This window comes from Hyphomicrobium sp. 2TAF46 (assembly GCF_052114865.1).
Taxonomy (GTDB): Bacteria; Pseudomonadota; Alphaproteobacteria; order Rhizobiales; family Hyphomicrobiaceae; genus Hyphomicrobium_B.
This window is the reverse complement of record NZ_JBFRFO010000008.1, coordinates 39,602-65,982: the sequence shown is the minus strand read 5'-3', so window position 1 is coordinate 65,982 and position 26,381 is coordinate 39,602. Positions and strand designations below refer to the sequence as shown.

The 26,381-nt window shown below is 62.1% G+C and carries 25 protein-coding genes; 13 read left to right on the top strand and 12 right to left on the bottom strand.

Annotated elements, in window-relative coordinates; all coding sequences use genetic code 11:
• The first annotated feature begins 6 nt into the window (after positions 1 to 6).
• The gene (locus AB4Z24_RS16985) at positions 7 to 1,026 is read left to right on the top strand and encodes a ligase-associated DNA damage response exonuclease (RefSeq protein ID WP_441710185.1); all 1,020 of its coding nucleotides are present in this window, start codon (positions 7 to 9) and stop codon (positions 1,024 to 1,026) included.
• A 2-nt stretch (positions 1,027 to 1,028) separates the two neighbouring features.
• On the top strand, positions 1,029 to 3,029 hold the full coding sequence (locus AB4Z24_RS16980) for a cisplatin damage response ATP-dependent DNA ligase (protein ID WP_441710183.1): 2,001 nt from the start codon (positions 1,029 to 1,031) through the stop codon (positions 3,027 to 3,029).
• Positions 3,030 to 3,334: 305 nt separating this feature from the next.
• On the opposite strand, the gene AB4Z24_RS16975 is transcribed toward AB4Z24_RS16980, so the two are convergent.
• A complete protein-coding gene (locus AB4Z24_RS16975) occupies positions 3,335 to 4,537 on the bottom strand; it encodes a pyridoxal-phosphate-dependent aminotransferase family protein (protein ID WP_441710181.1) in 1,203 nt (400 codons plus the stop codon).
• A 233-nt stretch (positions 4,538 to 4,770) separates the two neighbouring features.
• On the opposite strand from AB4Z24_RS16975, the gene AB4Z24_RS16970 reads away from it, so the two are divergent.
• The gene (locus AB4Z24_RS16970; protein WP_441710179.1) at positions 4,771 to 6,117 is read left to right on the top strand and encodes an amidase; all 1,347 of its coding nucleotides are present in this window, start codon (positions 4,771 to 4,773) and stop codon (positions 6,115 to 6,117) included.
• Between the two features lie 12 nt (positions 6,118 to 6,129).
• Here AB4Z24_RS16970 and AB4Z24_RS16965 read toward each other — a convergent pair whose 3' ends face one another.
• From AB4Z24_RS16965 to AB4Z24_RS16955, 3 genes are all read right to left on the bottom strand, one after another.
• Positions 6,130 to 7,038, bottom strand: a complete 909-nt coding sequence (locus AB4Z24_RS16965) for an NAD(P)/FAD-dependent oxidoreductase (protein WP_441710177.1) — start codon at positions 7,036 to 7,038, stop codon at positions 6,130 to 6,132.
• A complete protein-coding gene (locus AB4Z24_RS16960) occupies positions 7,028 to 7,492 on the bottom strand; it encodes an RrF2 family transcriptional regulator (protein WP_441710175.1) in 465 nt (154 codons plus the stop codon). Before AB4Z24_RS16960 ends, AB4Z24_RS16965 begins: the two co-directional genes overlap by 11 nt.
• Before the next feature lie 132 nt (positions 7,493 to 7,624).
• A complete protein-coding gene (locus tag AB4Z24_RS16955) occupies positions 7,625 to 8,593 on the bottom strand; it encodes a 2-hydroxyacid dehydrogenase (protein ID WP_290995051.1) in 969 nt (322 codons plus the stop codon).
• A gap of 193 nt (positions 8,594 to 8,786) precedes the next feature.
• Between AB4Z24_RS16955 and AB4Z24_RS16950 the strand changes: the two genes are divergently transcribed.
• The 9 genes from AB4Z24_RS16950 (at position 8,787) to AB4Z24_RS16910 (ending at position 18,401) form a co-directional block, all read left to right on the top strand.
• On the top strand, positions 8,787 to 9,176 hold the full coding sequence (locus AB4Z24_RS16950) for a hypothetical protein (RefSeq protein ID WP_441710173.1): 390 nt from the start codon (positions 8,787 to 8,789) through the stop codon (positions 9,174 to 9,176).
• Positions 9,177 to 9,389: 213 nt separating this feature from the next.
• Entirely contained in the window at positions 9,390 to 11,045 is a 1,656-nt protein-coding gene (locus tag AB4Z24_RS16945) for a Wzz/FepE/Etk N-terminal domain-containing protein (protein WP_441710171.1), read from the top strand.
• 321 nt (positions 11,046 to 11,366) lie between these two features.
• Positions 11,367 to 11,825: a hypothetical protein gene (locus tag AB4Z24_RS16940; protein WP_441710170.1), complete on the top strand. Its 459-nt coding sequence runs from the start codon at positions 11,367 to 11,369 to the stop codon at positions 11,823 to 11,825.
• A 15-nt stretch (positions 11,826 to 11,840) separates the two neighbouring features.
• Positions 11,841 to 12,506, top strand: coding sequence for a MotA/TolQ/ExbB proton channel family protein (locus tag AB4Z24_RS16935; protein WP_441710168.1), 666 nt, complete (start codon positions 11,841 to 11,843; stop codon positions 12,504 to 12,506).
• On the top strand, positions 12,506 to 12,955 hold the full coding sequence (locus AB4Z24_RS16930; RefSeq protein WP_441710166.1) for an ExbD/TolR family protein: 450 nt from the start codon (positions 12,506 to 12,508) through the stop codon (positions 12,953 to 12,955). Before AB4Z24_RS16935 ends, AB4Z24_RS16930 begins: the two co-directional genes overlap by 1 nt.
• A 17-nt stretch (positions 12,956 to 12,972) precedes the next feature.
• Complete coding sequence (locus tag AB4Z24_RS16925) at positions 12,973 to 13,698, top strand: energy transducer TonB family protein (protein WP_441710164.1); 726 nt, start codon at positions 12,973 to 12,975, stop codon at positions 13,696 to 13,698.
• Positions 13,699 to 13,998: 300 nt separating this feature from the next.
• The gene (locus AB4Z24_RS16920) at positions 13,999 to 14,835 is read left to right on the top strand and encodes a sensor histidine kinase (protein ID WP_441710163.1); all 837 of its coding nucleotides are present in this window, start codon (positions 13,999 to 14,001) and stop codon (positions 14,833 to 14,835) included.
• A 19-nt stretch (positions 14,836 to 14,854) separates the two neighbouring features.
• Positions 14,855 to 16,795: a helicase HerA domain-containing protein gene (locus tag AB4Z24_RS16915; protein ID WP_441710161.1), complete on the top strand. Its 1,941-nt coding sequence runs from the start codon at positions 14,855 to 14,857 to the stop codon at positions 16,793 to 16,795.
• Positions 16,796 to 16,955: 160 nt separating this feature from the next.
• The gene (locus tag AB4Z24_RS16910; RefSeq protein ID WP_441710159.1) at positions 16,956 to 18,401 is read left to right on the top strand and encodes a mannose-1-phosphate guanylyltransferase/mannose-6-phosphate isomerase; all 1,446 of its coding nucleotides are present in this window, start codon (positions 16,956 to 16,958) and stop codon (positions 18,399 to 18,401) included.
• 47 nt (positions 18,402 to 18,448) lie between these two features.
• On the opposite strand, the gene pssA is transcribed toward AB4Z24_RS16910, so the two are convergent.
• The 7 genes from pssA to AB4Z24_RS16875 all read right to left on the bottom strand — a co-directional run bounded on the left by pssA (position 18,449) and on the right by AB4Z24_RS16875 (position 24,877).
• Positions 18,449 to 19,396 carry a CDP-diacylglycerol--serine O-phosphatidyltransferase gene (pssA, locus tag AB4Z24_RS16905; RefSeq protein ID WP_441710158.1) on the bottom strand — a complete coding sequence of 316 codons (948 nt, stop codon included), beginning with the start codon at positions 19,394 to 19,396 and terminating at the stop codon, positions 18,449 to 18,451.
• 47 nt (positions 19,397 to 19,443) lie between these two features.
• Positions 19,444 to 20,157, bottom strand: coding sequence for a phosphatidylserine decarboxylase (locus AB4Z24_RS16900; RefSeq protein ID WP_441710156.1), 714 nt, complete (start codon positions 20,155 to 20,157; stop codon positions 19,444 to 19,446).
• 44 nt (positions 20,158 to 20,201) lie between these two features.
• Positions 20,202 to 21,668: a Do family serine endopeptidase gene (locus tag AB4Z24_RS16895; RefSeq protein ID WP_441710154.1), complete on the bottom strand. Its 1,467-nt coding sequence runs from the start codon at positions 21,666 to 21,668 to the stop codon at positions 20,202 to 20,204.
• 156 nt (positions 21,669 to 21,824) lie between these two features.
• Positions 21,825 to 22,010, bottom strand: coding sequence for a DUF2065 domain-containing protein (locus tag AB4Z24_RS16890; protein WP_290995075.1), 186 nt, complete (start codon positions 22,008 to 22,010; stop codon positions 21,825 to 21,827).
• On the bottom strand, positions 22,007 to 22,906 hold the full coding sequence (hflC, locus tag AB4Z24_RS16885; RefSeq protein ID WP_441710152.1) for a protease modulator HflC: 900 nt from the start codon (positions 22,904 to 22,906) through the stop codon (positions 22,007 to 22,009). Before hflC ends, AB4Z24_RS16890 begins: the two co-directional genes overlap by 4 nt.
• A 1-nt stretch (position 22,907) precedes the next feature.
• Entirely contained in the window at positions 22,908 to 24,107 is a 1,200-nt protein-coding gene (hflK, locus tag AB4Z24_RS16880; protein WP_441710149.1) for an FtsH protease activity modulator HflK, read from the bottom strand.
• A 245-nt stretch (positions 24,108 to 24,352) separates the two neighbouring features.
• A complete protein-coding gene (locus AB4Z24_RS16875; protein ID WP_441710147.1) occupies positions 24,353 to 24,877 on the bottom strand; it encodes a dihydrofolate reductase in 525 nt (174 codons plus the stop codon).
• A 241-nt stretch (positions 24,878 to 25,118) separates the two neighbouring features.
• Here AB4Z24_RS16875 and AB4Z24_RS16870 point away from each other — a divergent pair, with 241 nt between their 5' ends.
• The gene (locus AB4Z24_RS16870) at positions 25,119 to 25,532 is read left to right on the top strand and encodes a hypothetical protein (protein WP_441710145.1); all 414 of its coding nucleotides are present in this window, start codon (positions 25,119 to 25,121) and stop codon (positions 25,530 to 25,532) included.
• 7 nt (positions 25,533 to 25,539) lie between these two features.
• Here AB4Z24_RS16870 and AB4Z24_RS16865 read toward each other — a convergent pair whose 3' ends face one another.
• Positions 25,540 to 26,334: a thymidylate synthase gene (locus AB4Z24_RS16865; protein WP_441710143.1), complete on the bottom strand. Its 795-nt coding sequence runs from the start codon at positions 26,332 to 26,334 to the stop codon at positions 25,540 to 25,542.
• Between the last annotated feature and the right edge of the window lie 47 nt (positions 26,335 to 26,381).

Here is a 26,381-nt window from a genome sequence, read left to right as displayed (position 1 = left end):
TGGTTCATGACCCCGACACCATCTCCCGTCGATACGTGGCTTTACCCGGTCGGATCCGGCATCTATTGCGAGCCCGGCGATTTCTATATCGATCCCGGCCGCGCCGTCGATCGCGCCGTGATAACGCATGGACACAGCGACCATGCGCGCTCTGGCCACCGCGCAGTGCTCGCGACGGCTGAAACCATCGAGATCATGAAGGTGCGCTACGGCGAGGACTGCGCGGGCGCATTCCAGCCCTTGGCCCTTGGCGAAACCATCAGCATCAACGGCGTTGGCGTGCGCCTGGTGCCCGCGGGACATATCCTCGGCTCGGCGCAGGTCGTCATCGAGTGGGCCGGGCGGCGCGCCGTCATTTCGGGTGACTACAAGCGCGCGGCCGACCCGACCTGCGCACCGTTCGAACTCGTGACGTGCGACGTGTTCGTGACGGAGGCGACATTCGCGCTCCCGGTTTTTCGCCACGAGAAGGCGGAACACGAAGCCGCGAAGCTGCTTTCTTCGCTCAAGGCCGAGCCGGACCGAACGCATCTCATCGGCGCCTACAATCTCGGCAAGTGCCAGCGCATGATCCGCGTCGTTCGCGATGCGGGCTACGACCAGCCGATCTATCTGCATGGCGCGGTGATTGCGTTGACGGAGCTCTATCAGAAGCTCGGCATCGATCTCGGTCAGCTGCAGCCGGTGGCGGACACGGATCCGAAATCCATGCGCGGCGGTATCGTCATGTGTCCGCCGTCGGCGCTCGGCGATCGCTGGTCGCGCCGCTTCGGCGATCCGGTCAATGCCTTCGCGAGCGGGTGGATGCGCGTGCGCGGCCGTGCCCGTCAGCTCGGCGTCGAGCTGCCGCTCGTCGTCTCGGACCACGTCGATTGGCCGGAACTCATTCAAACCGTCATCGAAACGGAGGCCGAAGAAATCTGGGTGACGCACGGTCGCGAAGACGCGCTCGTGCATTATCTCGGCTCGCTCGGCCGCAAGGCCCGTGCGCTCGCGCTTGTCGGATACGGCGAGGAGGCCGAATAGCGATGCGCGCGTTCGCCAGTCTTCTCGATTGTCTCGTCTACACGCAGAGCCGAAATCGGAAGATCGCGCTGCTCGGCCATTACTTCCGCACGGCGCCCGATCCCGATCGCGGCTGGGCGCTTGCTGCTTTGACCGACGGCGTGCCGATCCGGCTGCCGCTGAGACGCATGCTCACTGATCTCGTCACCCGCTTCATCGATCCGACGCTCTACCGGCTGTCGCGCGACTATGTCGGCGATACGGCGGAAACTGTCGCGCTGCTTTGGCCGGATGATCGCGCTGTGGTTCCTTCGTTGGGAAAGGAGATGGCGGAAAGCCGACTTGAGAAAAGCGACAACGATAGCGAAAAGCCGAAGCAGCTTGTTCTTGATCTTACCCCCACCCCTAACCCCTCCCCGCAAGGGGGAGGGGAATTGGCAGCGGAGAGTTCTTCTCCCTCTCCCCGCGTGCGGGGAGAGGGTCGGGGTGAGGGGCAGACCGAAGCGCCGTCTCATGTTGTCGCCCCTCACCCTAACCCTCTCCCCATGAAGGATGGGGAGAGGGAAAAGCGGGCTTCCCCAGACAGCGGGACGAACGGGTCGAGGGGAAAGTCCGACTCTCCCCTCCCCTTGACGGGGAGGGGTAGGGGGTGGGGTGAGATCGGACACAACTCCGGCGAGCTGCCAGAACTCTCGCTCGGCGCCGTTATCGATGCGATGACGAACGGCACAACGGCGGAACGGACCGAGCGTCTCGGGCACCTTCTCGATCAGCTCGATGCGTCGGGCCGATGGGCGATCCTGAAGCTGCTCGGCGGCGCACCGCGCGTCGGCGTTTCGGCACGTCTGGCGCGCACGGCACTCGCCGAGAGCTACGGCCGCGACGTTTCCGAGGTCGAAGAGATCTGGCATGCGCTCGCACCGCCCTATCTCGAACTTTTCCAATGGCTCGACGGCAAGGCGGAACGTCCGGACCCCGGCGCGAAACCGGTTTTCCGGCCCGTCATGTTGGCGCATCCGATCGAAGAGGAAGATTGGCCGCGCCTCGCGCCAGAAGACTTCGCGGCCGAATGGAAATGGGACGGCATTCGCGTGCAAGTCGCGGCGCGTGGCGGCGAGGTCCGCATGTTCTCGCGGCAGGGCGACGACATTTCGGGCGCGTTTCCGGAAATCCGCTCAGCGTTCCAGGGCCACGATTGCGTCGTCGACGGCGAGTTGCTCATCATGCGCGATGGTGCGATCGCGCCGTTCAACGACTTGCAGCAGCGTCTCAATCGCAAGTCGGTGACGGCAAAGATGATGACGGCCTACCCGCCGCATGTGCGTCTCTACGATCTTCTGTTCGATGGTCAGGAAGATCTTCGGGCGCTGTCGTTCGGCGAGCGCCGCCAACGGCTTGAAGCCTGGCACGCGAAGCATCATCCGCGGCTGACGGACGTTTCGCCCCTCGTCGACTTCAAGTCGTTCGACGAACTCGGCGCGCTTTGGTCATCGGCGCGGTCGGAGGGCATCGAAGGGTTGATGCTGAAGCGGCGCGCAAGCCCCTATCAGGCGGGGCGCGTCAAGGGCGAGTGGTTCAAGTGGAAACGCGCGGCGCTGACGCTCGACTGCGTGCTGATGTACGCCCAGCGCGGCTCCGGCAAGCGATCGTCGTACTATTCGGATTATACCTTCGGCGTCTGGCGCACGGACGAGAACGGCGATCGCCAGCTCGTGCCCGTCGGCAAGGCGTATTCGGGTTTCACCGACGAAGAGCTGTTGCTGATCGACAAGTGGATCAGAGGCCACACGACCGAGACGTTCGGTCCGGTGCGGGCCGTCGAGCCGGAACTCGTTTTCGAAGTGGCGTTTGATGCGGTTCAGGAATCGACGCGGCACAAGTCCGGCGTCGCGATGCGCTTTCCGCGCATTCATCGCATCCGCTGGGACAAGCCCGCTGCGGAGGCCGATAGTCTCGAGACGGTGCTGAAGCTCTCCGGGAGTGGTGCCACTGCCAATGCAGCGGCACCTTCCGATCTCGTTTAGGCGCAATCCCAATCTTACGGCGGGATCGCGGCGGACGTTTCCTTCTCCCGCCGGGAGAAGGTGGCCGGAGGCCGGATGAGGGGACTTGATGCCGACGGCGGCGCCCCGGCTGACGGAAAGTCCCTCACCTGCCCATCTCGCCGAAGGCGAGCCTCCGGCTCACCCTTCATAAGCGAGCCTCCGGCTCGACGGGCATCCTCTCCCGTCCCGGGAGAGGAAAGTGAAGCGGCGAGCCTGGTGCACGGACATTCTCTCCTGTCCCGGAGAGGAAAGTGCGCCGCTTCGTTCGTCTCGACCGCTTGGTCTTAGGCGGCGGCGGCCTTCACCGAGGCTGCCGTTTCGGCGATGTAGCTCATCGCGGCGGCGACGCCACCCTTCTGGTACGGAACGCCCGCAAGCTCGAAGCCCATCTCGACGCCGGTCAACGCGCCGAGGACCGTCAGCTCGTTGGTATCGCCCAGATGGGCGATGCGGAAGGCCTTGCCCGCGATCTTGTTCAGGCCGGTTCCGAGCGACATGTTGAAGTTGTCGAGAACGAGCTTGCGATAGTTATCGGCGTTGTGGCCTTCGGGCATGACGACCGTCGTCACCGCGGGAGAGTAGTACTTCGGATCGCGGCACTGGATCTCGAAGCCCCATGCCTCGACGGCGCGGCGCGTCGCTTCGGCCAAGCGGCGGTGACGCGCGAAGACGTTCTCGAGGCCTTCCTCGTTGATCATGTCGATCGCCTCGGCGAGCCCGTAGAGCAAGCCGGTCGCGGGGGTGTACGGGAAGTAACCCGTCGCATTAAACGACAGCATGTCGTCCCAGGCGAAGTAAGACTTCTTGAGCTGAGCCGTCTTCGTGGCTTCGATCGCCTTGGCGCTGATGGCCGTGAACGACAGGCCCGGTGGCAGCATCATGCCCTTCTGCGAACCGGAAACGGTCACGTCGATGCCCCACTCGTCGTGACGCAGATCGGCGGCGGCGAGCGACGAAATCGCGTCGACCATGAGCAGCGCCGGATGCTTTGTAGCATCGAGGGCCTTGCGCACCTCGTCGAGTCGCGTGAGGCAACCCGTCGACGTCTCGTTGTGGACGACGCAAACCGCCTTGATCTTATGAGACGTGTCGGCCTTCAGCCTCTTCTCGATGAGATTGGCGTCGGCGCCGATGCGCCAATCGGTCGGGATGACTTCCGTCTCGAGGCCGAGGCGGCGCGCCATGGCTTCCCAGAGAACGGCGAACTGGCCCGTCTCGCACATCAGGACCGTGTCTCCGGGCGACAGCGTGTTGCTGAGACCGGCTTCCCACGCTCCCGAACCGGACGACGGATAGATGATGACGTGGCCCTGCGTCTTGAACAGGCCCTTGATTCCTGAGAGGACGCGCCTGCCGAGCTGACCGAACTCAAGGCCACGATGATCGAGAATCTGACGCGACATGGCCGCCAAAATGCGCTCCGGCACGGGCGTCGGCCCTGGGATCTGCAAGAAGTGGCGGCCGGGGCGGCGGTTTTCTCTCGTCATTATTTATAGTCCTCAAGGATCTTCTTATTCGTCTCCGGGGTGTCCTAGTACCGAACCGCGCCGGATACAATTGTCTGAAAGCCCGATTTCGGCCGATCCGCGGCGCTTTTTGTCTCGGCTGGGTCCTCGAACAGAAAAAATGCTTCTTTCCTGTAAATGCCGCGATATTGACACGCGCGCTGGCTTGCCGCGCCCGCACAGCCGGCAACCGTTCGAAACAAGGGGACAAACCGTTGAGCAAGGTACATGTCGGCCGAGACAACCTCACGCGGCTCACCGCTTCGGAAGCGCGCGAGGCTCTGATCGCGGGTGACGTCACGTCGGCGGATCTTGTGGGTGCCTACATTTCCCGGATCGCCGAGCGCGACGCAGACGTTTGCGCCTGGACACATGTCGATGCCGATCGTGCGCTCGCGGCTGCGCGCGAGAGCGACGCCAAGCGGGCCCGTGGCGAAGCGATGCCAGCGCTCGCGGGCATTCCTGTCGGCGTCAAGGACGTCATCGACACGAAGGACTTTCCGACGGAACTCGGCTCGGAAGTTTTCGCCGGTCGGCAGCCGTTGCAAGATGCGTTCGTCGTGACGGCGCTCAAGGCCGCTGGCGCCATCATCCTCGGCAAAACGGTGACGACGGAGCTGGCGTTCTTCGGCCCTGGCAAAACGCGCAATCCGCACGATCCCGAGCGGACGCCCGGCGGCTCCTCGTCAGGGTCGGCTGCGGCGGTCGCAGACGATCAGGTTGCACTGGCGCTCGGCACGCAGACGGCGGGATCGGTCATCAGGCCCGCCTCCTATTGTGGCGTCATCGGTTTCAAACCGACGTTCGGCTACACGTCGCGCACCGGCGTTCTGGCTCAGTCGCCGCCGCTCGATACGATCGGCGGCTATGCTCGGTCGGTCGAGGACATCGCGCTCTTGTTCGACGGCATCAGCGACACCGACGCTGCCGATTCCGACATGACGGACGAAGCGAAGCCTTCACTTCTGGCGGCGCTCAAAGCATCCGAGTTGCACGCGCCGCGTCTGGCTTTCGTGAAAACACCGGCATGGCAGCACGGCGATGACGCCATGCGCGCGGCGTTCGAACAGTTCGCTTCGCGCTTCGGAATTGCTGAGGTGCCGTTGCCGCCGGAGTTCGACGAGATCCTGCGTCTCCAGCAGATCGTACAGTTTTCGGATATCGCGCGAAACTATGGTCCGATTGCCGACGCCAATCCGGATCGCGTGTCTGGGAAACTCAAGGAGATCATCGCGGAGGGGCGGACGTTTTCCGAGGCGAACTACAACGCCGCGCGGAAGAAGCAGACCGCGCTCTACGACGCGCTTCGTCCGATCCTCGCGACGTGCGATGCCATTCTGACGCCTGCTAGCCAGGGCGTCGCTCCCGTCGGACTCGGCAGCACGGGCAGTCCGATGTTCAACGGCCTTTGGACCTATCTCGAGATGCCGTGCATTTCGCTGCCGCTGTTGAACATCGGCGGCCTTCCGCTCGGCGTGCAACTCGTTGGCGCGCGTGGCGACGATGCACGGCTGCTCCGCGCCGCGGCGTGGATGATGAAAGAACGCGGTCCGAAGCCGTAACGGACGACGCGTTCAAGCGGCCAGCGGCTCGAAGACCAACGATTGATGCAAGAACACGCCCGCCGTAATGCCATCGGCGACCGCCCAGTTCGCGTTGTGCGGTACGCGCGCGATATCTCCCGCGGCGTAGACGCCCGGCACGGTGGTCTGCTTTCCGGCGTCCGTGCGTATGACGGGTCCGAGAGGCGTCTCGTCCACAGCGCAGCCGAGTTGCTCGGCGATCGTGCTGTTCAATCTTGACTGCGGCGCGAGGTAGAGGGCGTCGATCGGCGCGCGGCGTCCATCTTCAAGATGCAAGGACGACAATGCGGAATTCTTGCCTTCGAGAGCCATTATCCGCGCTGGCTCGATTGTCACGCCGCGCTGCGCGAGCTTCGCCAGGGTTTGCTCGTCAGGAGATTCGCCGCCGTTGAGGTACAAGGTCGTGGGTCCCCATTCGGCAATGAGAAGTGCCTGATGCGATGACATCGGCATGGTCTGGAGAACTCCGAGGCGGTGCCCCGCATATTCGAAGCCATGACAATAAGGGCAATGGAGCACGCTCTTGCCCCAACGCTCGGCCAGGCCGGGCAGCTCCGGTAGGCTGTCTGAAAGACCGAACGCGAGCACCAGCTTTGTTGCCGTCAGTATTGCGCCACTCTTGAGAGTCACCTCGAAACCGCCAGCAACGGCGCGGGCGCCGCTCGCTTCGTCGAAGAGCGTTCGCACAGTTGGATAGCGCTGCACCTGAGCACGAGCCGCAGCAACCATCGTGAGCGGGTTCGTTCCGTCCTGACCGAAGACGCCGTGCGCTGCTTCGGAGAAGCGATTGCGCGGCCTGCCAGCGTCGATGACGCAAACCGATCGGCGTCCTCGCGCTATTTGAATGGCTGCAGACAATCCGGCAAAACTACCGCCGATGATGATAGCGTCATGCTGCATGGATCGTCCCCAAATCGATTGCTTTGCCGCTCGCGAGCATGCGAGCATGAAAGTCGGCGCTGAGATCGGCCAGCGTCACCTTGGCGAACCGGTCAAGCAGAAGCGTTTCAGCATCACGGAAGGCGCCATCCAGCGCTGCATTCACGGCCTGCTCCACGATGCATCCGGGTGTTTCCGTTCGATTGCCCATCGCGAAAAGCTCCGGCGTCCCCACCGCGACGTAGATGTCGCGCATCGTGATCGCGGAAAGCTCGCGGGCGATGGTCCAGCCGCCGCCGTGGCCTTTTCCCGAGCGGACGAAGCCAGCCTCGCGCAGCCCCGCCATGATCCTGCGGACGACGACGGGGTTCGTCTGCATGGCCTTCGCCATTGCTTCGGATGTAACCGGCGCTTTTGCCTCCGCCATGTGGAGGAGGACATGAAGAATGCCCGACAGCTTGCTATCTCGCTTCATGTAACTTCATATGTTACGTGATGGCGCGGATGTCAACTCGAAAGCGATCCGAAGGCAGTGAATCTGCCTGACAGCGGACACAAAAAATGGCCGGGGCAAGCCCGGCCATTTGGAGGTCGTGACGAAACGAATTCAGGCCAGCTTGAACGGCATGTCCTTGCCGGCGAAGAAGGCGTCGATGTTGTCGAGCGCTTCGAAGCCCATCTGGTTGCGCGCTTCGATCGCCGCCGATCCCAGATGCGGGAACAGGAACGTGTTCGGCAGATCGTAATAGCCTTCGTTGATCTTCGGCTCGCCGGCGAAGACATCGAGGCCTGCGTAGGCCAAGCGTCCGGACTTCAGCGCCGCGATCATGTCCTCGTCCTTGACGAGGTCGCCGCGCGCCGTGTTCACGACGATAGCGCCTTGCGGCAGCTTCTCGATCACGTCCTTGTTGAAGAAGTAGCGCGTCTCCGGCGTCGAAGGCGCGTTGATCGAGAAGAACTGCGAGACCTTCAAGAGACTGTCGAGGCTGTCGTGATAGGTGGCGTTGTACTTCGCCTCGACCTCGGGCTTCGCGCGATAGATGTCGTAGTAATGGATTTCCATGTCGAAGCCGCGCGCACGCTGCGCGAGGGCCTGGCCGATCTTGCCGAAGCCGTAGATACCGAGCTTCTTATTGTCGAGGCGCTGGCCCACGAGCTGCAGCGGCTGCCAGCCGGGCCATGAGCGCGTGCGGATCATCTTCTCGCCCTCTCCGGCGCGACGGGCGGCACCGAGTAGAAGAAGCATGGCGATTTCCGCCGTCGCGACGGTAACGCCGTGCGGCGCGTTGCCGACCTTGATGCCGCGCTTCTTGCAAGCTTCGAGATCGATGTGATCGAAGCCGATCGAGAACGTCGAGATGCACTTGATGTTCTCGGGGATCTTCTCGATCACCGGCGCCGGGCACTTCTCGTTGAGGGTCAACAGAATGGCGTCCACCGACTTCGCCGTCTCGAGCATCTCGTCGACGGTGATCTTCGGGTTGTCGCCGTGCGCGATAACATCATAAGTCTCTCGGGCGCGGGCCATGGCAGCTTCAGGCAAAGGCCAGGTGATCAGGATCTTCTTTTTCGACATTGGTTGAGTGTTCTCCGGGAGATCGGACGTTGATCGCAGGCACCGCTTTTGCCCGACCGGGGCGGTCCTGACAAGCCCGGTGCGCCGCTGCACTGCACCGCAAACGGCCGAAGCGAAACGCTTTTTTCACCAAGGGGGCCCAGAATGGCGCTCCGCCAACCGTTGGCCCGCTTTCTCGTTCGAGACTCTCGTCATGCGTAAGATCCTGCTTGGTTTGGTCCTGCTTGCAGCTGCCAAGGTCTGGTATCAGGACCATGCGTATCGCACCGCCATGGGCGAGGCCGTAGTCGAGGCCTATCGCGAGCGCGCCATCGAGGTCTGCCGGCGGAACGCTCCGAAGCGCCCGGCCGGGGCGCGCGTCGATGCGACGGTCGCCTCGACAGTTTCCTCGACAGCTTCCTGGGGACCGGCCTCGTCGATCGAGGCCGTCATCGGCAATCCCGATATCAACGTCGCGATCTGGGATACGCAAAACCCGCTCTGGACCCAGCGCTTCCGCGATCCGCACCTCATCCTGACCGCCGGCAGCGCCCGCTGCGCCTATGACGTGCACGAGGGCGGCGCCAAGCTTTCGCTCCGCTAGCCGCCCGGACCCACTCCCCCCTCATCCCCGCATAGGCGGGCATGACGTTCTTGATAGGGATCGCGGGACCGTTGCTGATGCATGTATTGCGCAGAAAACGTTAACCAAAAACGCCCTGTTCATAATTGATCCTGACAATGGCCGAGTGAGTCGGCGTTCGCGGCTCGGGCACGAACGTATTCGGCGACCGGATTTCACCGGCGTTACAGGACGATGGATCAAGTAGCGGCACCTAAGGCAAAGCGAGGAACCCGGTTCGGGCTTTCGGGTGCCCGTTCGGCCGTCGTCAAGCGCGCCAGGGCGGTCGCCGGCGTGCCTCTCGCCGCCGCCCTCATCGCTGCGGCCATCGTCGCCGTCATTCCCGATCGATATGTCGCCTCGACCATGATCCAGACGGATCCGCTGCGGAAGGCTCCAACCCCAGCCGTCGAAGAAGAGGACCCGGCTCTGTCCGATACGCTCGCTTCGGAAGCCGAGCGGAAGGAGATCGACAAGCAAATGGAATTCCTGCGGTCGGCGTCGATCCTCGATGCCGTCATCACCGAGTTGCATCTTGCGGACGATCCCGAATTCAACAAGCGATCGATGCTCTCGCGGGTCATGGGGCTTTTCCGCAGCCCGGCGCCCGGCGAAGAACTTCGCGCGGCGATTTCGAATAGGCTCAGCATCAACCGCGTGCGCAGCACTTTTCTCGTCTACGTGCAATTCACGTCAACCGATGGCGCAAAGTCCGCGCGGATCGCCAATGCCATCGCGAACCAATTCCTCGCGCAGAGACCGTCGCCTATTGCGAAAGCCGCCGTGGCCGTGCGCAAGCCGGGTGAACTCAGCGCTTCGGAGCGGATGTTTTCATCGCTTGTCGAGAAGTACGGCTCGGCCGTGACCTTCGCGGGTCCGCGCATTGTCAACATCGCGGGTTCACCCGACCGCGCTGCAGGACCGAAGCGCATCCGCATCGTCGCGATTACGGGCGGATTGACGCTGCTGCTCACCATCATGCTTGCGCTATGGCTCGAACGCGAAGCGCTGCTGCGTACGCGGAAGGTCGAGAAGACGCTCGCCTGCCCGCACATGATCTCCATTCCGGCGATGGCGCCGCCGAGCGATCCGTTGGCCAGCGCTCGCGGCGCGCGGATGATCGTCGCCGAGCCCCAGGGCATTTATGCCGATGCGGTTCGGAAGGTCTGCAACGAACTCGGGCAGCGGAAAAGCGATGAGGCGGGGCATGAGACTGGACATGAGACCGGGCGCGTGATTTTGGTCGCGTCGGCGTTGCCTGACGAAGGCTCGGAAATATTCGCGTCGAACATCGCGCACTATTTCGCAGTCTCAGCTCTGCAAACGCTCCTCGTCGATTGCGATTTTCGCGGCAAGGGCCTGACGCGCGAGCTGACGCCGCAGATTTCCGGCGGTCTTCTCAATCAGATCGCGGCACGGGCCCCGATCGAAGATGCGATCCTCCGGGATGGCCTTACGGGGCTGCATTTCTTGCCCGCTTCCGGACCTGCGCCCATTCCGCTCGCGGTGCCGACCGCCATCCGCTCTCAAGAATTTTCGAGCGCAATCGCCGGCCTCAAATCGCGCTTCCCGATCATCGTGCTCTCGGCGCCGCCGTTGCTGCCGATCTCAGACGCACGCGTGCTCGCGGAACTTGCCGACGACATCGTGTTTCTCACCGCCTGGCACCGGACTCCGCAATCGCTCGCACGAAAGGCGCTGACGTTGCTCGAGGCCAATCAGAAGAAAGTCGTCGGCGCAGTACTGACGGATGTCGCCGAAGATCAGGCCACCGGCATCATGAGCTTCGCCGCGATCTTCGACGAGATCCGCCGAGCTGCCCGCATATCGACAATCGAGCGCGCTGCCTGACGATTGCATCGGCACCACAACCGTCCAAAATGGATTTGCGGCCGATTACAGCGCGCAAAACGACCTTCCGCAGCGGGTGACGAGATGCCAATTTTGGGAAGTTTTTCCCGAATGCTCGGGAAAAATTCTCGATGCGGCGCAATTGCAGAAATCCCGTACTCGGATTGTCGTTTGGCGGCACCTGAAAACTGTTCTAAATCAAATTCCCACGGGCTGAACTCAACCTTCTAATCTTACGAATTTCACACTGGCAACCGACGGCCAAAATCGCTACACGCGTTTCGCAAATCCGACATCCTTTCGATAAGAAAAGGTCATCGCGTGATCAGAACTTCCAAACGTTCCTGGCTGGCCTGTGCGCTCGCCTTGCCGATCGGTGCTTTCGCGACACAGGTTGTTGCTGATCCCGCTCAAACACCGGCTGCCCCGGCGTCCGGGACCCACGTAGAATTGAACAAGCTCGAGGCTTCGGAGAAGGGCTGCCGAGCCTATATGGTGGTCAATAATCCGGGCGAAACGACCTATCAGTCGTTCAAGATCGATCTCGTTCTGTTTCAGACAGACGGTGTTATCGGCAAGCGCTTTTCCATCGATCTGGCGCCGCTCAAGCCCAAGAAGAAATCCGTGAAGCTCTTCGAGATCGACGGAATTCAGTGCGATAAAATCGGCTCGCTCCTCATCAACGACGTAATGGAATGCAAGGCTGAAGGCGGTGCGGTTTCCGGCTGCCTCGATAACCTCAAGACGTCGACACTTACGAACGTTCAACTTTCAAAGTAATGCGGTGACCGCCTAATGACTGAAGAAATTGCCGGAAGAGACTTGTCGATCCTCGGCCTCTTCCAACATGCCGATATCGTCGTGAAGTGCATCATCATCGGGCTGTTGCTGGCCTCGGTCGTATGCTGGGCGTTAGCGTTCGAAAAGTTCATTCGCATATGGCTGGTCAATCGCGAGATCCGCACTCTCGAGAAAGGCAGCGCTTCGGCCACTCTTCCTGCAGGCCGCGCCAGCAGCCTCGTTGGTGCCGTGGGTGATGCCGCCCGTACAGAGTGGGCAGAAAACTCGGACAATGCGTCGTCAGGCGAGGTGCGCGACCGTCTCGAAGTCGCCATGCGTGCCGCCGTCAAACGCAAGTTGAAGAGCATCGAACAGGGGTTGCCGTTTCTCGCGACGCTCGGCTCGGCCGCGCCGTTCATCGGACTGTTCGGAACCGTCTGGGGCATCATGAATTCGTTCACGGCCATCGCTCAGCAGAAAGACACGAGCTTGGCCGTCGTTGCGCCCGGCATTGCCGAAGCCTTGTTCGCAACGGCCATCGGTCTTGCCGCCGCTATCCCAGCCGTCATTTTCTACAACCAGATCACGGTCGCGCTCGGCCGCGCGTCGGAACGCGTTACGCCCGTTATCGTCGCGTTGGCGCGAACGCTTTCCCGTCGCGGCGTTGAGGGTGTGAACTGATGGGAATGTCCGTTGGCGGTTCGTCGGGCGAAGACGGCGATAACTACAAGCCCCTCGCCGAAATCAACGTCACGCCGTTCGTTGACGTAATGCTCGTGCTGCTGATCATCTTCATGGTCGCGGCACCGTTGATGGTGCAGGGCGTGCCCCTTGATCTGCCGAAGACGTCCGCCTCGAAGCTCGGGGCGCAGAAAAAGCCGATGGTCGTTTCGCTGGCGCCGGACGGCAAACTCTACATCCGCGACGAGGAAGTGACGCGCGAGTCGCTCGTTTCCCGTCTCATGCAGATCAAGTCGAGCGAGGGTGACGGCATCGTCTATGTCCGCGCCGACAGGAAGATTGCTTACGGCGACGTGATGGAGCTGTTGGGACGGGTTGGAGAGTCGGGTTACGCCCGTGTCTCGCTACTCTCGCAACCGTCGCCATCGGGAGCGACTGTGAAGAACTGATGCCGAGAACCGCCGGAATGAACGCATTGCGAGCGATTGCTGTTCTGCTGTCCGTGCTCGTCCACGGGACGATCGGCTACGCCATGCTTCCGGAACTGCAGAATTCCAGTATGGAGGCTCTCGATCTCGGCAAGGGCATGGACGTCGTGCTTGTCCAACAGGGCATTGCGACCGAGGGCATTTCGAAGCTCGGCGACGCGATGGAGACCATCGAGACGAGCGAGATCGTTCCGATCCAGGAGCAGCGCGCCAAGCCACCCGAGGAGGTCAAGCCGGACGAGCTTCGCGACGTCATCACGTCGGATGCCAGCGAGGTTCAGACCGAAACAGTCAAGACGGACGAGCCGCCGCCTCCCGATAAGCCGCCGCCGGAGCCGCAGGTCGTCGAGACCAAGTCGCAGCCGGAACAGGTCGCCATCGTGACCGAGCAGAGTTCGGGCGAAGCGAAATCGGGCGGTGACGCCAAGGCGTTCGGCCAATATCTCGGCCAGATCAACGATCACGTGCAGCGCGCCAAGATCAATCCGCGGTCGGCCGTCGCCGGTACCGTGGTGATGAGATTTACGGTCGACGTCGATGGCAAGCTGCTGTCGAAGGAAGTCGCCACAAGCTCGGGCTCGAAGCTTTTGGACGACGCGGCGACGGCGGCACTCGACCGGGCAGCGCCATTTCCGCCCATCCCGCCGGAGGTCAGCATCAAGCCGCTGGCGTTTACCCAGCCGTTCAAATTCATAATGCGCTGAATTTTGCAGGATTTGATTAGAGCCGGTGGCGCAGGTGAGGCGTGCCCGGGAGCCACGTGCTGGTGCGCGCTTCCGACGCCCCACCTTGTAACAACCCGCAACCGCGAATTGTACCCGCCGGAAAATCCAAGCAATTTTGCTAAAACGCCGACGATTTGCTGCGGTGCGCCGTAGTTTTCACGGCTTTTGGATTAACCTTGAGTTAGGTACTCGCCCCTAGATTGAATCCGCTGCAGCCTGTGCGTTGGGTTCCGCGTTATGATTTTTGGATCAGTTGGAAACGCCAAATCCAACTCCTTGATGAATGAGTATGCCACGCTTTTGAGCGATGCCGTATTGCGTCACCGCGCCGTCATTGCAGAGCAATCGGCACGTATCGACGCTGAGCTCGCCGGTAAGGTGAAATCCGAGTTCATCGCCAACATGAGCCATGAGCTCAGGACGCCGCTGAACACGATCATCGGATTTTCCAAGCTCCTGACGCAGCATCACGTGCGGCGCCTGCCCGATAAGGAGATCGTCGAGTACGCGACGCTCATCCAGGATGCGGCGGGGCAGCTGCTCTCCGTCATCAACGATATTCTGGATATCTCTAAAATTCAGAGCGGAAAATATACGCTCGAGGCGCGCGAAGTTAATGTCGGCGAGATTCTCGCCGGCAGCATCAGCGCGTTCCGGATGATGGCTACCGAGGCGCATGTCGATTTGCGCTTCGCTATCGCGCCCGATCTGCAGCCGATCCGAGGCGACGCCGAAAAACTGCGCCAGATCTTCACGAACATCATTTCCAACGCGCTGAAGTTCACGCCGGCGGACGGCACCGTGGACGTCAGTGCGCGGCGGACCAACAACGGGGGCGTCATCATCGCCATCCGCGACAGCGGCGTCGGAATGACGGACGAAGAAATCAAAATCGCGATGACGCCCTTCGGACAGGTGGACGGCGGCCGTTCGCGCTGGCGCGAGGGCGCGGGCCTTGGATTGCCGATCGCGAAAGCGCTTGTCGAGCTTCATGGGGGTTCGGTCGAACTCCGTTCGAGCAAGGGCACCGGCACCGAGGTCATCATCAACCTTCCCGGCCGGAACAGCGTAAGCGCGGTCGATACCAGTTACGTTATTTCCAATGGCAGTGAATGAGCCCGAGATCCGGATGGGAATGTCAGGCAATCACAACCAGAACCAACTGAACGGCGGCTCCAATGCCTCCATCGGGCGCATCGTTTCGGTTACCGGATCGAAGGCGATCGTTCTGCTTGACGGCGCCGGCGAGCTGCGCGCGCGCTCGCCCGACGGGCGGCCCGAAATGGGCACGCTGCTCGCCATCGAGACAACGCGTACGACCGTCCTCGCCATCGTTTCGGCGCTGAGCGTTCCGGTTCCCTCGCAGCGCGAAGGCGACAGCGAAGTCTGGATCGCAGAACTCGGAATGGTCGGCGAATTGACCAGCGCGGGCGAAGGCAAGCCGCCGAAATTCAACCGCGGCGTCAGCGGCTATCCGGGGCTCGGCGACCGCGTGCGGCTGGCATTGCGCACGGAACTCGAGGCGACATTCTGCGGCGATAGCGAAGCCGTGGTCCGCGTCGGCTCCATCCGGCAGGACAGCTCGATCCCGGCAATGGTTCGGGTCGACGAACTGCTCGGCAAGCACTTCGCGATCCTCGGCACGACCGGCACCGGCAAGTCGTGCACGACGGCGCTGATCCTTCGATCGATCGTCGAAAAAAATCCGAACGCCCACATCGTTCTGCTCGATCCGCACAACGAGTATGCCACGGCGTTCAGCGAGTGGGCCGAGGTGATCTCGCCGCGGAACATGCAGCTGCCGTACTGGCTGCTGACGTTCGAGGAGATCCAGGAAGTTCTCGTCGGAGACGGCGACCGGAAGGCCGAGATCGAGATCCTGCAGGAAGTGATCCCGATCGCGAAGGCGCGCTACAACAGCAGCCGCTCGTCGGAACCGGCGAAGCTTCGCCGCGGCTTCAGCGACGCCAGCCGCTACACGGTCGACACGCCGGTTCCCTATCGCATTTCCGATCTGCTGCTGCTGATCGACGAACGGCTCGGCAAGCTCGAGAACAGAAAAGATCTCGCGCCCTACCGAATACTCAAGCACCGGATCGAGACGATCTCGCAGGACGGCCGTTACGCTTTCATGTTCGGCTCGCTGACCGTTTACGACGGCATGACGCAAGTTCTCGGACGCATTTTCCGGGTTCCGGTCAACAGCAAACCGATTACGATCCTCGAGCTGACCGGCATTCCGTCGGAAGTCGTCAACGTCGTCGTCTCGGTGCTGTGCCGCATGACGTTCGACTTCGCGCTGTGGAGCGAAGGACAAGTGCCGGTGACGCTGGTTTGCGAAGAGGCGCACCGATACGTTCCGGCGAATTCGACGCTCGGCTTCGAGCCGTGCAAGCGCGCCATCGCCAAGATCGCGAAGGAAGGCCGAAAATACGGCGCTTCGCTGTGCATCGTCACGCAGCGTCCCGCAGAAATCGATCCGACCATTCTTTCCCAGTGCAATACGGTCTTTGCGCTCCGCATGTCGAACGACCGCGACCAGGAGATCGTCGCGTCGGCGGTCGCCGATACGGGCGCCGGGCTCCTCGAATTCCTGCCATCGCTCGGCCAGCGCGAAGCCATCGCGTTCGGCGACGGCATGGCTTTGCCGGTTCGCATCAAATTCGACGAATTGCCGAAACGCGCGCTGCCGAAATCGTCATCGGCGAATTTCTCCGAGCGGTGGCAGACGTCGCTCGGCGACGAAGGCTTCCTCGATCAAATCGTCGAGCGTTGGCGCGCTTCGGGAATTCCGGCGACCGCCGACGGGCCGCAGCAACTCGCTATGATGGCCGATGCACTCGGCCTTCATGCGCACGCGCACCCGGCAGAGTCGGAGGTTCGTGAACAACCGCTACCACATGCTGGCACATCGTCCGTCTCGCCGCCGCGGTCCAGCGCGCCGTTGCCGCGTCGTGAGGCTCCGCCGCCTTTGCCTTCGAGCAACGTTCAAGCCTCGCAACAGGGCAGCAAGCCGGCAACATCGGCCGAAACACTCCGGTCGCTACGGGAACGGCTGACCCGTCCCATCGGCTGATTGAAGTAAGATTTGCAGAAGATTTCCATGCGAATTGGGCATTTCGGCCGTACACATTGCGTCAGAATGGCGTTTGGAGCGGAACGGCTTCTCCCTATTATCTTTCGCTCATGAGCGCGGCCGGACATCAGACTTTTAGATTTGGGGGGTATCATTCCTTATGAGCAATATTCACCCAGTCATTTTGTCAGGCGGATCGGGCACGCGGCTGTGGCCGCTTTCGCGGGCGATGTACCCGAAACAGTTCATTCGCTTCTTCAACGGCCAAAGCGCGTCGTTTCTCGGAACGGCTCTCGGCAGGCTGCCGCCGCACGCGGGCTTCGAGCGGCCCATCCTCCTTTGCAATAACGATCATCGCTTTCTCGTGCGCGAGGAACTGGAACGCGCGGGCCTCGAGCCGCGTGCGATCGTGCTTGAACCCATCGCGCGCAACACCGCGCCCGCGATCGCGGTGGCGGCTCTGATTGCCTTGCAGAATGATCCGAACGCCATCCTTGCGGTGATGCCGTCCGACCACGTCATCGAAGACGGGGCGGCGTTCGCGGAGAACATCCGCCGCGCTGCCGAAGTCGCGGCAAGCGGCAAGCTCGTCCTCTTCGGCATCAAGCCGACGGAGCCGCACACGGGTTACGGCTACATCAAGCGCGGCGCGGCGCTGCCCGGTTTTGATGGCCATGCATTCAGCGTCGAGAGCTTTGCGGAAAAGCCCAACCGAGCAACGGCGGAAAGCTATCTCGCAGACGGGTCTTATTTCTGGAACAGCGGAATTTTCGCGCTCAACGCCAAGACGTATCTTTCGGAGATCGAGCGCCTCGAGCCGAAAATTCTCGAGGCGGCGCGCGCGGCTCTCGCCGGGGCGACGGAAGACCTCGGCTTCCTGCGCCTCGATCGCAACGGCTTTGCGGCGGCTCCCAACATCTCGATCGACTATGCGGTGATGGAGAAGACGCGGGCGGCGGCGATCCTGCCGATGAACGTCGGCTGGAACGACGTAGGCTCGTGGTCGTCGCTGTGGGAAATCGCGCCTCGCGACGACAAGGGCAACTTCATCAAGGGCGAAGCAGTGCTTGAAGACACGTCGGGATGCTACGTGCATTCCGAGCGCGCGATGGTGTCGACGCTCGGCGTCAACGATCTCGTCATCGTCAATACGCCCGACGCGCTGCTGGTCGCCGACAAGGGCCGGGCGCAGGACGTTTCGAAGATCGTACAGCGGTTGAAGCAGTCGAACCGCAAGGAGCATGAGCAGCACCTCAGGAACTACCGGCCGTGGGGCTATTTCGAGACGCTCAACATCGGGCCGCGTTTCCAAGTGAAGCTTCTGCACGTGAAGCCCGGCGGCAAGCTTTCCATGCAAATGCATCATCACCGGTCGGAGCACTGGATCGTCGTGCAGGGAACGGCGCAGGTTTCGATCGGCGAGAAAGAGCAGCTCGTTCGCGAGAACGAAAGCGTCTATATTTTTGCGACGCAGTGGCACCGCCTGCAGAACCCGGGGAAGGTTCCCGTCGAAATCATCGAAGTGCAGATCGGTTCGTACCTCGGCGAGGACGACATCATGCGGACCGACGACATCTACAATCGCCAGCCCGAAGAGACGAAGTGAGCATCCGGCGCGGTCGACTCGCGTTCCGCGAGCCGGCCGCCAGCCCATTACTTCGGCGGGTCGGTCGGGCGGAAGGTGAAAATCCGCCCTGAATTCTGCTGTCCTGCGGTTTGCTCGCCGCCGTTTTGCGGTCCGGCCGCCGTGCTGCTCGCGCCGGAGGCCGCCTCAGCCGCAGCCGCTGCTGCGGCCGCACTCTCACCCTCACAGCGGTCACGGAAGTTCCGCCAGCTCGCCGGAATAAAACCGAGATAAAGGAGCGTCAGTGCCGTCAGCGTTTCGTAGGGATACGTGAACAGGAACGCGACGATACCGATGGCGACGACGAAGATCGGCAACACCCATTCGCGTCCGACGCGCTCGCCGACGAGCTTGCCGGAGTAGGTCGGGATCGACGACACCATCATGAAGGCGATGAATACCGTGTAGACGAGCACGATCTTCAGCCCCCACTGCGCCTTGATGTCGGCGAGGCCGAGCTGATCAAGATAAAGCGGCAGCAGAACCGCAATGGCGGCCGCAGGCGTCGGCATGCCCATGAAGTAGTTCGATTGCCACTTCGGCTTGTCGTCATCGAGTGCCGCATTGAAGCGCGCAAGGCGGAGCGCCGAAGCCAGCGCGAAGATCATGACGCAGATCCAGCCGGCGCTCTTCAAGTCGCCCAATCCCCAATTGAAAATCAGGAACGCGGGCGCGACGCCGAAGTTCACGAAGTCGGCGAGGCTATCGAGTTCGGCGCCGAAGCGCGAGGATGCTTTCAGCAGGCGCGCGATGCGGCCGTCGATGCCATCGAGACAGGCGGCAAAGACGATCGCCGCAAGCGCCAGATCGTAGCGGCCTTCGATGCCCATGCGGATCGATGTCAGGCCGGCGCAAAGGCCGAGGAGCGTGAAGAAATTCGGCACGAGCATCCGGACCGGAACGCGCCGGTGACGAAACAGAGACCGGCGTCTGCGGCGGCGCGTTTCGGTCTCGATGAATGGCTCATCCGTATCCATGGCAGGCTCCTTATGGCCTTCGCCCGTTTGCAACGGCGCGCCCGAGATCAGGCGCGGCGCGACTCGCGTTCCGGTTCGACGGACTGAAGATCTGCCAAAACCGTCTCGCCTGCAATCGCACGTTGCCCGACACTAACAAGTGCCGTTTTGCCGGGTGGCAGATAAACGTCCACGCGCGACCCGAAGCGGATCAGGCCGAACCGCTGGCCGACGCCAACGGCGTCGCCAACCTCGACGAAGGTCACGATACGCCGGGCGACAAGTCCCGCGATCTGCACCACGCCGACGTCGCCCTCGGCAGGGGTCTCGATGACGATAAGGCGGCGCTCGTTGTCTTCGCTGGCCTTGTCGAGGGCAGCGTTCACAAAGGTGCCGGGGACGTAAACCGATTTCAGGACGCGACCGGCAACGGGAGCGCGATTGATGTGAACGTCGAACACGGAGAGGAATGTCGAAATCCGGGTCCGTGGCTCCGGTCCCATGCCGAGCTCGACGGGGGGGACGACCTTCTCGATGCCGGAGATCTTGCCATCGGCGGCGGAGACGACCAGGCCCGGCCGTAACGGCGTGACGCGCTGCGGATCGCGGAAGAAGTAGATGATCCAGGCGGTGATGCCGGCGCAGAGCCAGCCGAGCGGCGGATAGAGGAAGAAGAACAGCAGCGTCACCGCCGCGCCAATGGCAACGAACTTGTGTCCATCGGGATGCACGGGCGATAGCTGGTCGAAGATCGTATCGAGAATGCCGTGACCGTTGGACACGAATTACCTCCTGAAGAGAATTTCTGACTGCGATAGCACGCGGATCATGACACGGGCACTGCGACGAAGCGGAGGTCGCCTTTGCCGTTCTCGACACGGAGCAGCACGGCCTTGCGACCGGCCTTCTTGACCTTCTCGATGCTCTTCGCGACGTCGTCGGGCTCGGAGACGCTGTCCTGCGCCGCTTCGACGATGACATCGCCCACTTTCAGGCCCTTGCTGGCGGCGGGGCTCTGCGGATCGACCGCTTCGACCACCACGCCTTTGATCTTGTCGTCGAGGTTGTATTTCTTGCGCAGATCATCGTTCAGCGGCGAAAGCTGCAGGCCGATGATGGCCGAACCCTTCGGATCGTCGTCTTTGCCGGTGTCGCTCTTCAGGTCGCTCGCATTGTCGTCGTCGTCTTCAAGACGTCCGACGGTCACTTGCGTGTTCTGCTTCTGACCCTTGCGTAAAAGCTCGATATCGACCGCCTGGCCGACGGCGGCCTGGGCGACCATCTTCGGCAGGCCGCGCATGCTCGTCACGTCCTTGCCGTCGAACTTCAAAATGACGTCGCCGGCGACAAGTCCGGCTTTCGATGCCGGACTGTCGGGCGTCACGGCGGCGACGAGCGCGCCAGTGTTTTCCGGCAATCCCAGCGTCTCGGCGATGTCGCCGGTGACCGTCTGGATTTTGACGCCGAGCCAGCCGCGCCGCACTTCGCCGTACTGCTTCAGCTGCGCGATGACTTTCGAGACGGTATCGGAGGGAACGGCGAAGCCGATGCCGATCGAGCCGCCGGTCGGAGAGATGATTGCGGTGTTCACGCCGATCACTTCGCCGTTCATGTTGAACAGCGGGCCGCCAGAGTTGCCTTTGTTGATCGCGGCATCGGTCTGCAGATAGTCGTCGTAGGGGCCGGAATTGATGTCGCGGCTTTTCGCCGAGATGATACCGACCGAAACGGAGCCGCCGAGGCCAAACGGATTGCCGATCGCCAGGACCCAATCGCCGACTTCGATGTCAGCAGAGGAGCCGAATTTCACATCGGCGAGCGGCTTCTTCGGCGAGACCTTCAACAGCGCGAGGTCGGCCTTGGTATCGCGGCCGAGGATCTTGTCGACGACGAGCTTGGAGCCGTCGTGAAAATTGATGTCGATCTCCTCGGCGCCTTCGATGACGTGGTTGTTGGTGACGATCAGGCCTTCCTTGCCGTCAATCACGAAGCCTGAGCCGAGCGAGGAGATCTTGCGATCGCCGTGGGGCACGCCGCCGCGCTTATTGAAGAAATCGTCGAAGAAATCTTCGAAGGGCGCTCCCTTCGGCACTTTCGGCAGGGGGACGCCAGCTGGGCCTTTGACGGTTTGCGATGTCGCGATGTTGACGACGGCGTCGGAGAGGCGCTTGGCGAGCGGCGCGACGGACTGCGGCCCATTGGCGAATTCGGCGAGAGCCGGCGTTGCTGCTCCGGCTATCAGCAACGCGACGAAGCCGATACCGACAAAAAGCGCCGAAGGTTTATTGATCATCGCGAGGGCTCCAGGATCTGATCGGGTCGCATGCCAATTCGGCCCCGTTCCAGGGGACCGGGTTCAGCCGGACAGGCGTTATTGGCGCAACATCCGAGCGTCAACATGGCGACGTTAGCACACCGGTGCGCCGCGGGGATAAGGTGGCCGTGCGGCTTATCCCCGTGCCAGCCAAACGACAAAAACGCCGAGCGCCACGGCGGCGACGGCGCAGACCTGAATCCGGGTGGTATTTAAACTTGCAATTTCTTCAACAGCCCGCCGCGCCTGGTGAGGCGCGGCGGCCCAAAGCAGGCCCTCGAGCACGAGGGCGATGCCAAGCCCGGCGAGAAGATCGTTCATCGCCCGGCGGACGGCGCGGACGCGGCTGGCGCCTTGCCGTTAGGGTCCTGAAAATACCGGAAGAACTGGCTGTCCGGGGATAGCAGCATGCGGGTGTCGTCGGGCTTGATGGCCGACGTGTAGGCCTGCATCGAGCGATAGAACCGGAAGAATTCAGGGTCCTTGCCGAAGGCATCCGCGAAGATCCGGCTACGCTCGGCTTCGCCGTCGCCGCGGATTTCGTCGGACTTCTGCGTCGCCGTCGCCTTGATGATCGTCACATCCTTATCGGCGTTGGCGCGGATGCGGTTGCTTTCCGCTTCGCCCTGGGCGCGCAGCTCGGTCGCTTCGCGAACACGGTCTGCCCGCATCCGGTCATAGACCTTAACGAGGTTTTCCTTCGGAAGGTCGGCGCGCTTGATGCGTACGTCGACGACTTCGAGGCCGTAGTCGCGGCCTTCCTTGTTCACCTGCGTCGCGATCTGCTTCATCAGGCTTTCGCGCTTGTCCTTGACCACTTCCTGCAGAGTTGCAGAGCCAAGAACACGGCGGATTTCGGATTCGATCAGCGGGCCGACAACCTCGCGGACGCGATCCTCGTAGCGGACGTTCTGATAGAACTTCAGCTGGTCGATGATGCGATAGCGGGCGTAAGCGTCGACGATGAGCCGCTGCTGATCCGACGCCGTCACTTCCTGCTCGGTCGTATCGAGATCGAGGATGCGCTTGTCGAACTTTTCGACGGTGTCGATGAACGGCACCTTCCACTTGAGACCCGGCGTCGTGATTGACTGCTGCGGATTACCGAAGCGGAGCACGAGCGCCTGCTCGTTCTGGTGGACGATGAATGCGGAAGCATAGAGCCCCAGCGCGGCGAGACCGAGAACGGTCAGGATAAATGCGAAGAACGCGCGCATATTATTTCGCTCCGTCGGTCTGTTGCTGGTCGCGCTGTCTCTGGAGCTGCTCCAGCGGCAGGAACGGCACAACGCCCTGGCCGGTGTTCTTCTGATCGAGAATGATCTTGTCGGCTCCGGACAGAACGCGCTCCTGCATTTCGAGATAGAGCCGTTCGCGTGTCACGTCGGGCGCCTTCTTGTATTCGTCGTAGACCTTGAGGAAGCGGGCAGCCTGACCCGTCGCCTCGGCGACCGTCTGATCGCGGTAGCCTTCGGCGGCTGCGATGATGCGGTCGGCATCGCCGCGGGCACGCGGCGTCACCTGATCCTGATAGGTTTGCGCCTGCTTGATCAGGGTTTCCTTCTCCTGGCCCGCCGCCGCAACCTCGCGGAACGAACCGATGACCTCCGCCGGCGGGTCGACTTCCTTGAGCTGGATCTGATCGATCTTGATGCCGGCGCGATAGTAATCGAGGGTCTTCTGCATCAGAGCGCGCACGTCTTCCTGCGTCTTTTGACGGCCGCCCGTCAGGAGCGGCTGAAGGCTCGACTGGCCGACGACCTCGCGCATGGCGCTTTCGGCGACTTCGCGAACGGTCGTCTCGGGCTGAGCGATGTTGAAGAGGTATTGCTCGACGCCCGTCTCGCCTGTCGTGGCATCCGATTCCGGGCTGATACGCCAGAAGACGACGAAGCGAGCGTCAACGACGCTGCCGTCGCCCGTCAGCATCAAACCGCTGTCCTGGCCGCCGATGACGCTGCGACCGGCGCCGACCTCGATCGTACGCTGTTGCGTGACCTTCGGCAGGCGAACTTCCTCGATCGGATAGGGCCAGCGGAAATGCAGGCCCGACGGCTCCCAACGGTCGAACTTGCCGAAGCGGAGGACGATGCCCTGCTCGTCCGGATTGACGCGGAAGAAGAAGCCGTAGAACGCGACGCCTGCCAGAAGCAGCATCGCGATGAAAAAGATGAAGGGTTTCGGGACGCCGCCGCCGAAGCCGTCGCCGCCATTGCCGTTGCCGCCGCCGCCGCGCATCACCTTGCGCACGCGATCCTGGCCACGCCGCAGAATCTCGTCGAGATCAGGGGGTTCCTTACCGCCGCCCCCGCCGCCACCGGATGGACCCCATGGCCCTTGGCCCCACGGACCACCGCCGCCCTTGCGGCCGCCATTCCCACCGGGGTTGCCGCCACCGCCTTGATTACTCCAGGGCATAAGTCAGGGCCTCATTTGCATTTGAGCTGAAAGGTGAAATCGTGACCCCCGCTTTGAAGATGCCGGCAACGTTTGGCTGTCGCCGGACGTTAGTCATGCCTGCAAAGGCTTGAGCCACGCCGTAAAAACAGATTTTGCGGGAGCTTATAGGGCAGTGCCCGATTGATCGCAAATTCCGCTTAAATTGGCTAATCCGCAATTTGGGGCTTTGTGGCGCCGCTTCAAGTGCTTCGAGGCCCGAAGCCTCATGCTTTTGCGATCCGGCGGTCGTAAACGTAAAGCGTCGACGCATGATCGTCGCGCGGGCCCTTCGGCAGCTCTTCCCGGCTCGCCTCGATCCATTCCGAGGCATCGAGGGCTGCGAAGTGGCGGTCGCCTTCAACGACCGCGTGCACGCGCGTCAGATAGATGCGATCTGCAACGGGAAGCGCGACGTCATAGACCCCGGCCCCGCCGATAACCATGATTTCCTCGGCGCCGCGGGTCCTCGCGAGAACGCGGGCGAGCGTCAGCGCGTCGCGCACCGTATCGCATGCCGAAACGCCGGGGACCTCGAATGACGGGTCCCGCGTGACGACGATGTTGTCGCGGCCATCGAGCGGCTTGCCGATCGACTGGAACGTTTTGCGGCCCATGATGATGGGCTTGTCCATGGTCAGACGGCGAAAGGTCTTCAGGTCTGACGAGAGCCGCCACGGCAAGCCGCCGTCGCGGCCGATGACGCCGTTCTCGGAGACGGCGACGATGAGGGAAACAGTGATTTCATTCATGGCGACCGCATAGCAACGACCGCGGCAAGAAGCAAACAGGCGGAATGAACGGCGGAAACGCAAATTCCGTTGAAACGATCCTTTCTGCAACTTGCTCTTTGTACAGAGTGCGCTCTACCGTTAGTCTCAAAGACGGGACAACGGGGAAACCGGGGCAATGCAACGGCGCTTGGTCTATGGGTTGGCGGCAGCCACCCAATTTTTTTTGACCGGTCTTATCGGGAGCGGATGCGCTGTCTACATGGCGGCCAACCAACCGAACGCCAAAGACCTCACGGTCCTCTCACCTGGCCAACCGCGGGCGAGACTGATCGCCGAATTGGGTCCGCCCGTAAGCACCCAGACAGACAAAGGTGTTCGCACCGATATCTTCAGTTTTACTCAGGGCTACAGCGGCGGGGCGAAGGCGGGCCGTGCGATTCTGCACGGCGCCGCGGACGTCTTCACGATGGGCTTATGGGAAGCGGTCGGCACTCCGACGGAAGGCTATTTCAACGGAACGCCAATGAGCGCCCAGGTGACCTACGACCAGAATGACATCGTCACCGCAATCGTGCCTCTCAAGGGCTCGGAGCAACTTCAGGCGGCCACGACTGAGGCCAAAACAGACACCAAACCTCAGGCTCGCGACATTCAAACGTCGAGCACGCACTGAACCGGGACTAAACCGCAACGGGCGCCTTGATGTGGGGCCAGGGGTCGTAGCCGGTCAGTTCGAAGTCTTCGTACTTGAAATCGAAAATCGACGAGACGGCGGGATTTATTTTCATCTGAGGCAGGGCTCGCGGCGTGCGCGAGAGCTGAAGATCAGCCTGCTCGAGGTGATTGAGATACAGGTGCGCGTCGCCGAAGGTGTGCACGAAGTCTCCCGGCTTCAGGCCCGTCACTTGCGCCATCATCATCGTCAGAAGCGCGTAGCTCGCGATGTTGAACGGCACGCCGAGGAACACGTCGGCCGAGCGCTGATAGAGCTGGCAGGAAAGCTTGCCGTCGGTGACGTAGAACTGGAAGAGACAGTGACAGGGCGCGAGCGCCATCTTCGAAAGATCGCCGGGATTCCACGCGGTCACGATGATGCGGCGCGAATCCGGATTGCGTTTCAGATCGGAGACGGCGGTCGCGATCTGGTCGATCATCGCGCCATCCGGGGTTTCCCAACTCCGCCACTGCTTGCCGTAGACGGGACCGAGGTTGCCTTCGGCGTCCGCCCATTCGTCCCAGATGCTGACGCCGTGCTCTTTCAGATACTGGGTGTTCGTCGCGCCTGACAGAAACCAGAGAAGCTCGACGATGATGGACTTCAGGTGCAGCTTCTTCGTCGTGACCAGCGGGAAACCTTCGGCAAGGTCAAAGCGCATCTGATGGCCGAAGACCGATAGCGTGCCGGTACCGGTGCGGTCCGTTTTCTTCGCGCCTTCGGTTCGCACGCGGCGCAGCAGGTCGAGGTATTGTCGCATCCCAAGAGCACTAATCGATTCTAGACCGCGGATCTAACCCGGTGGGC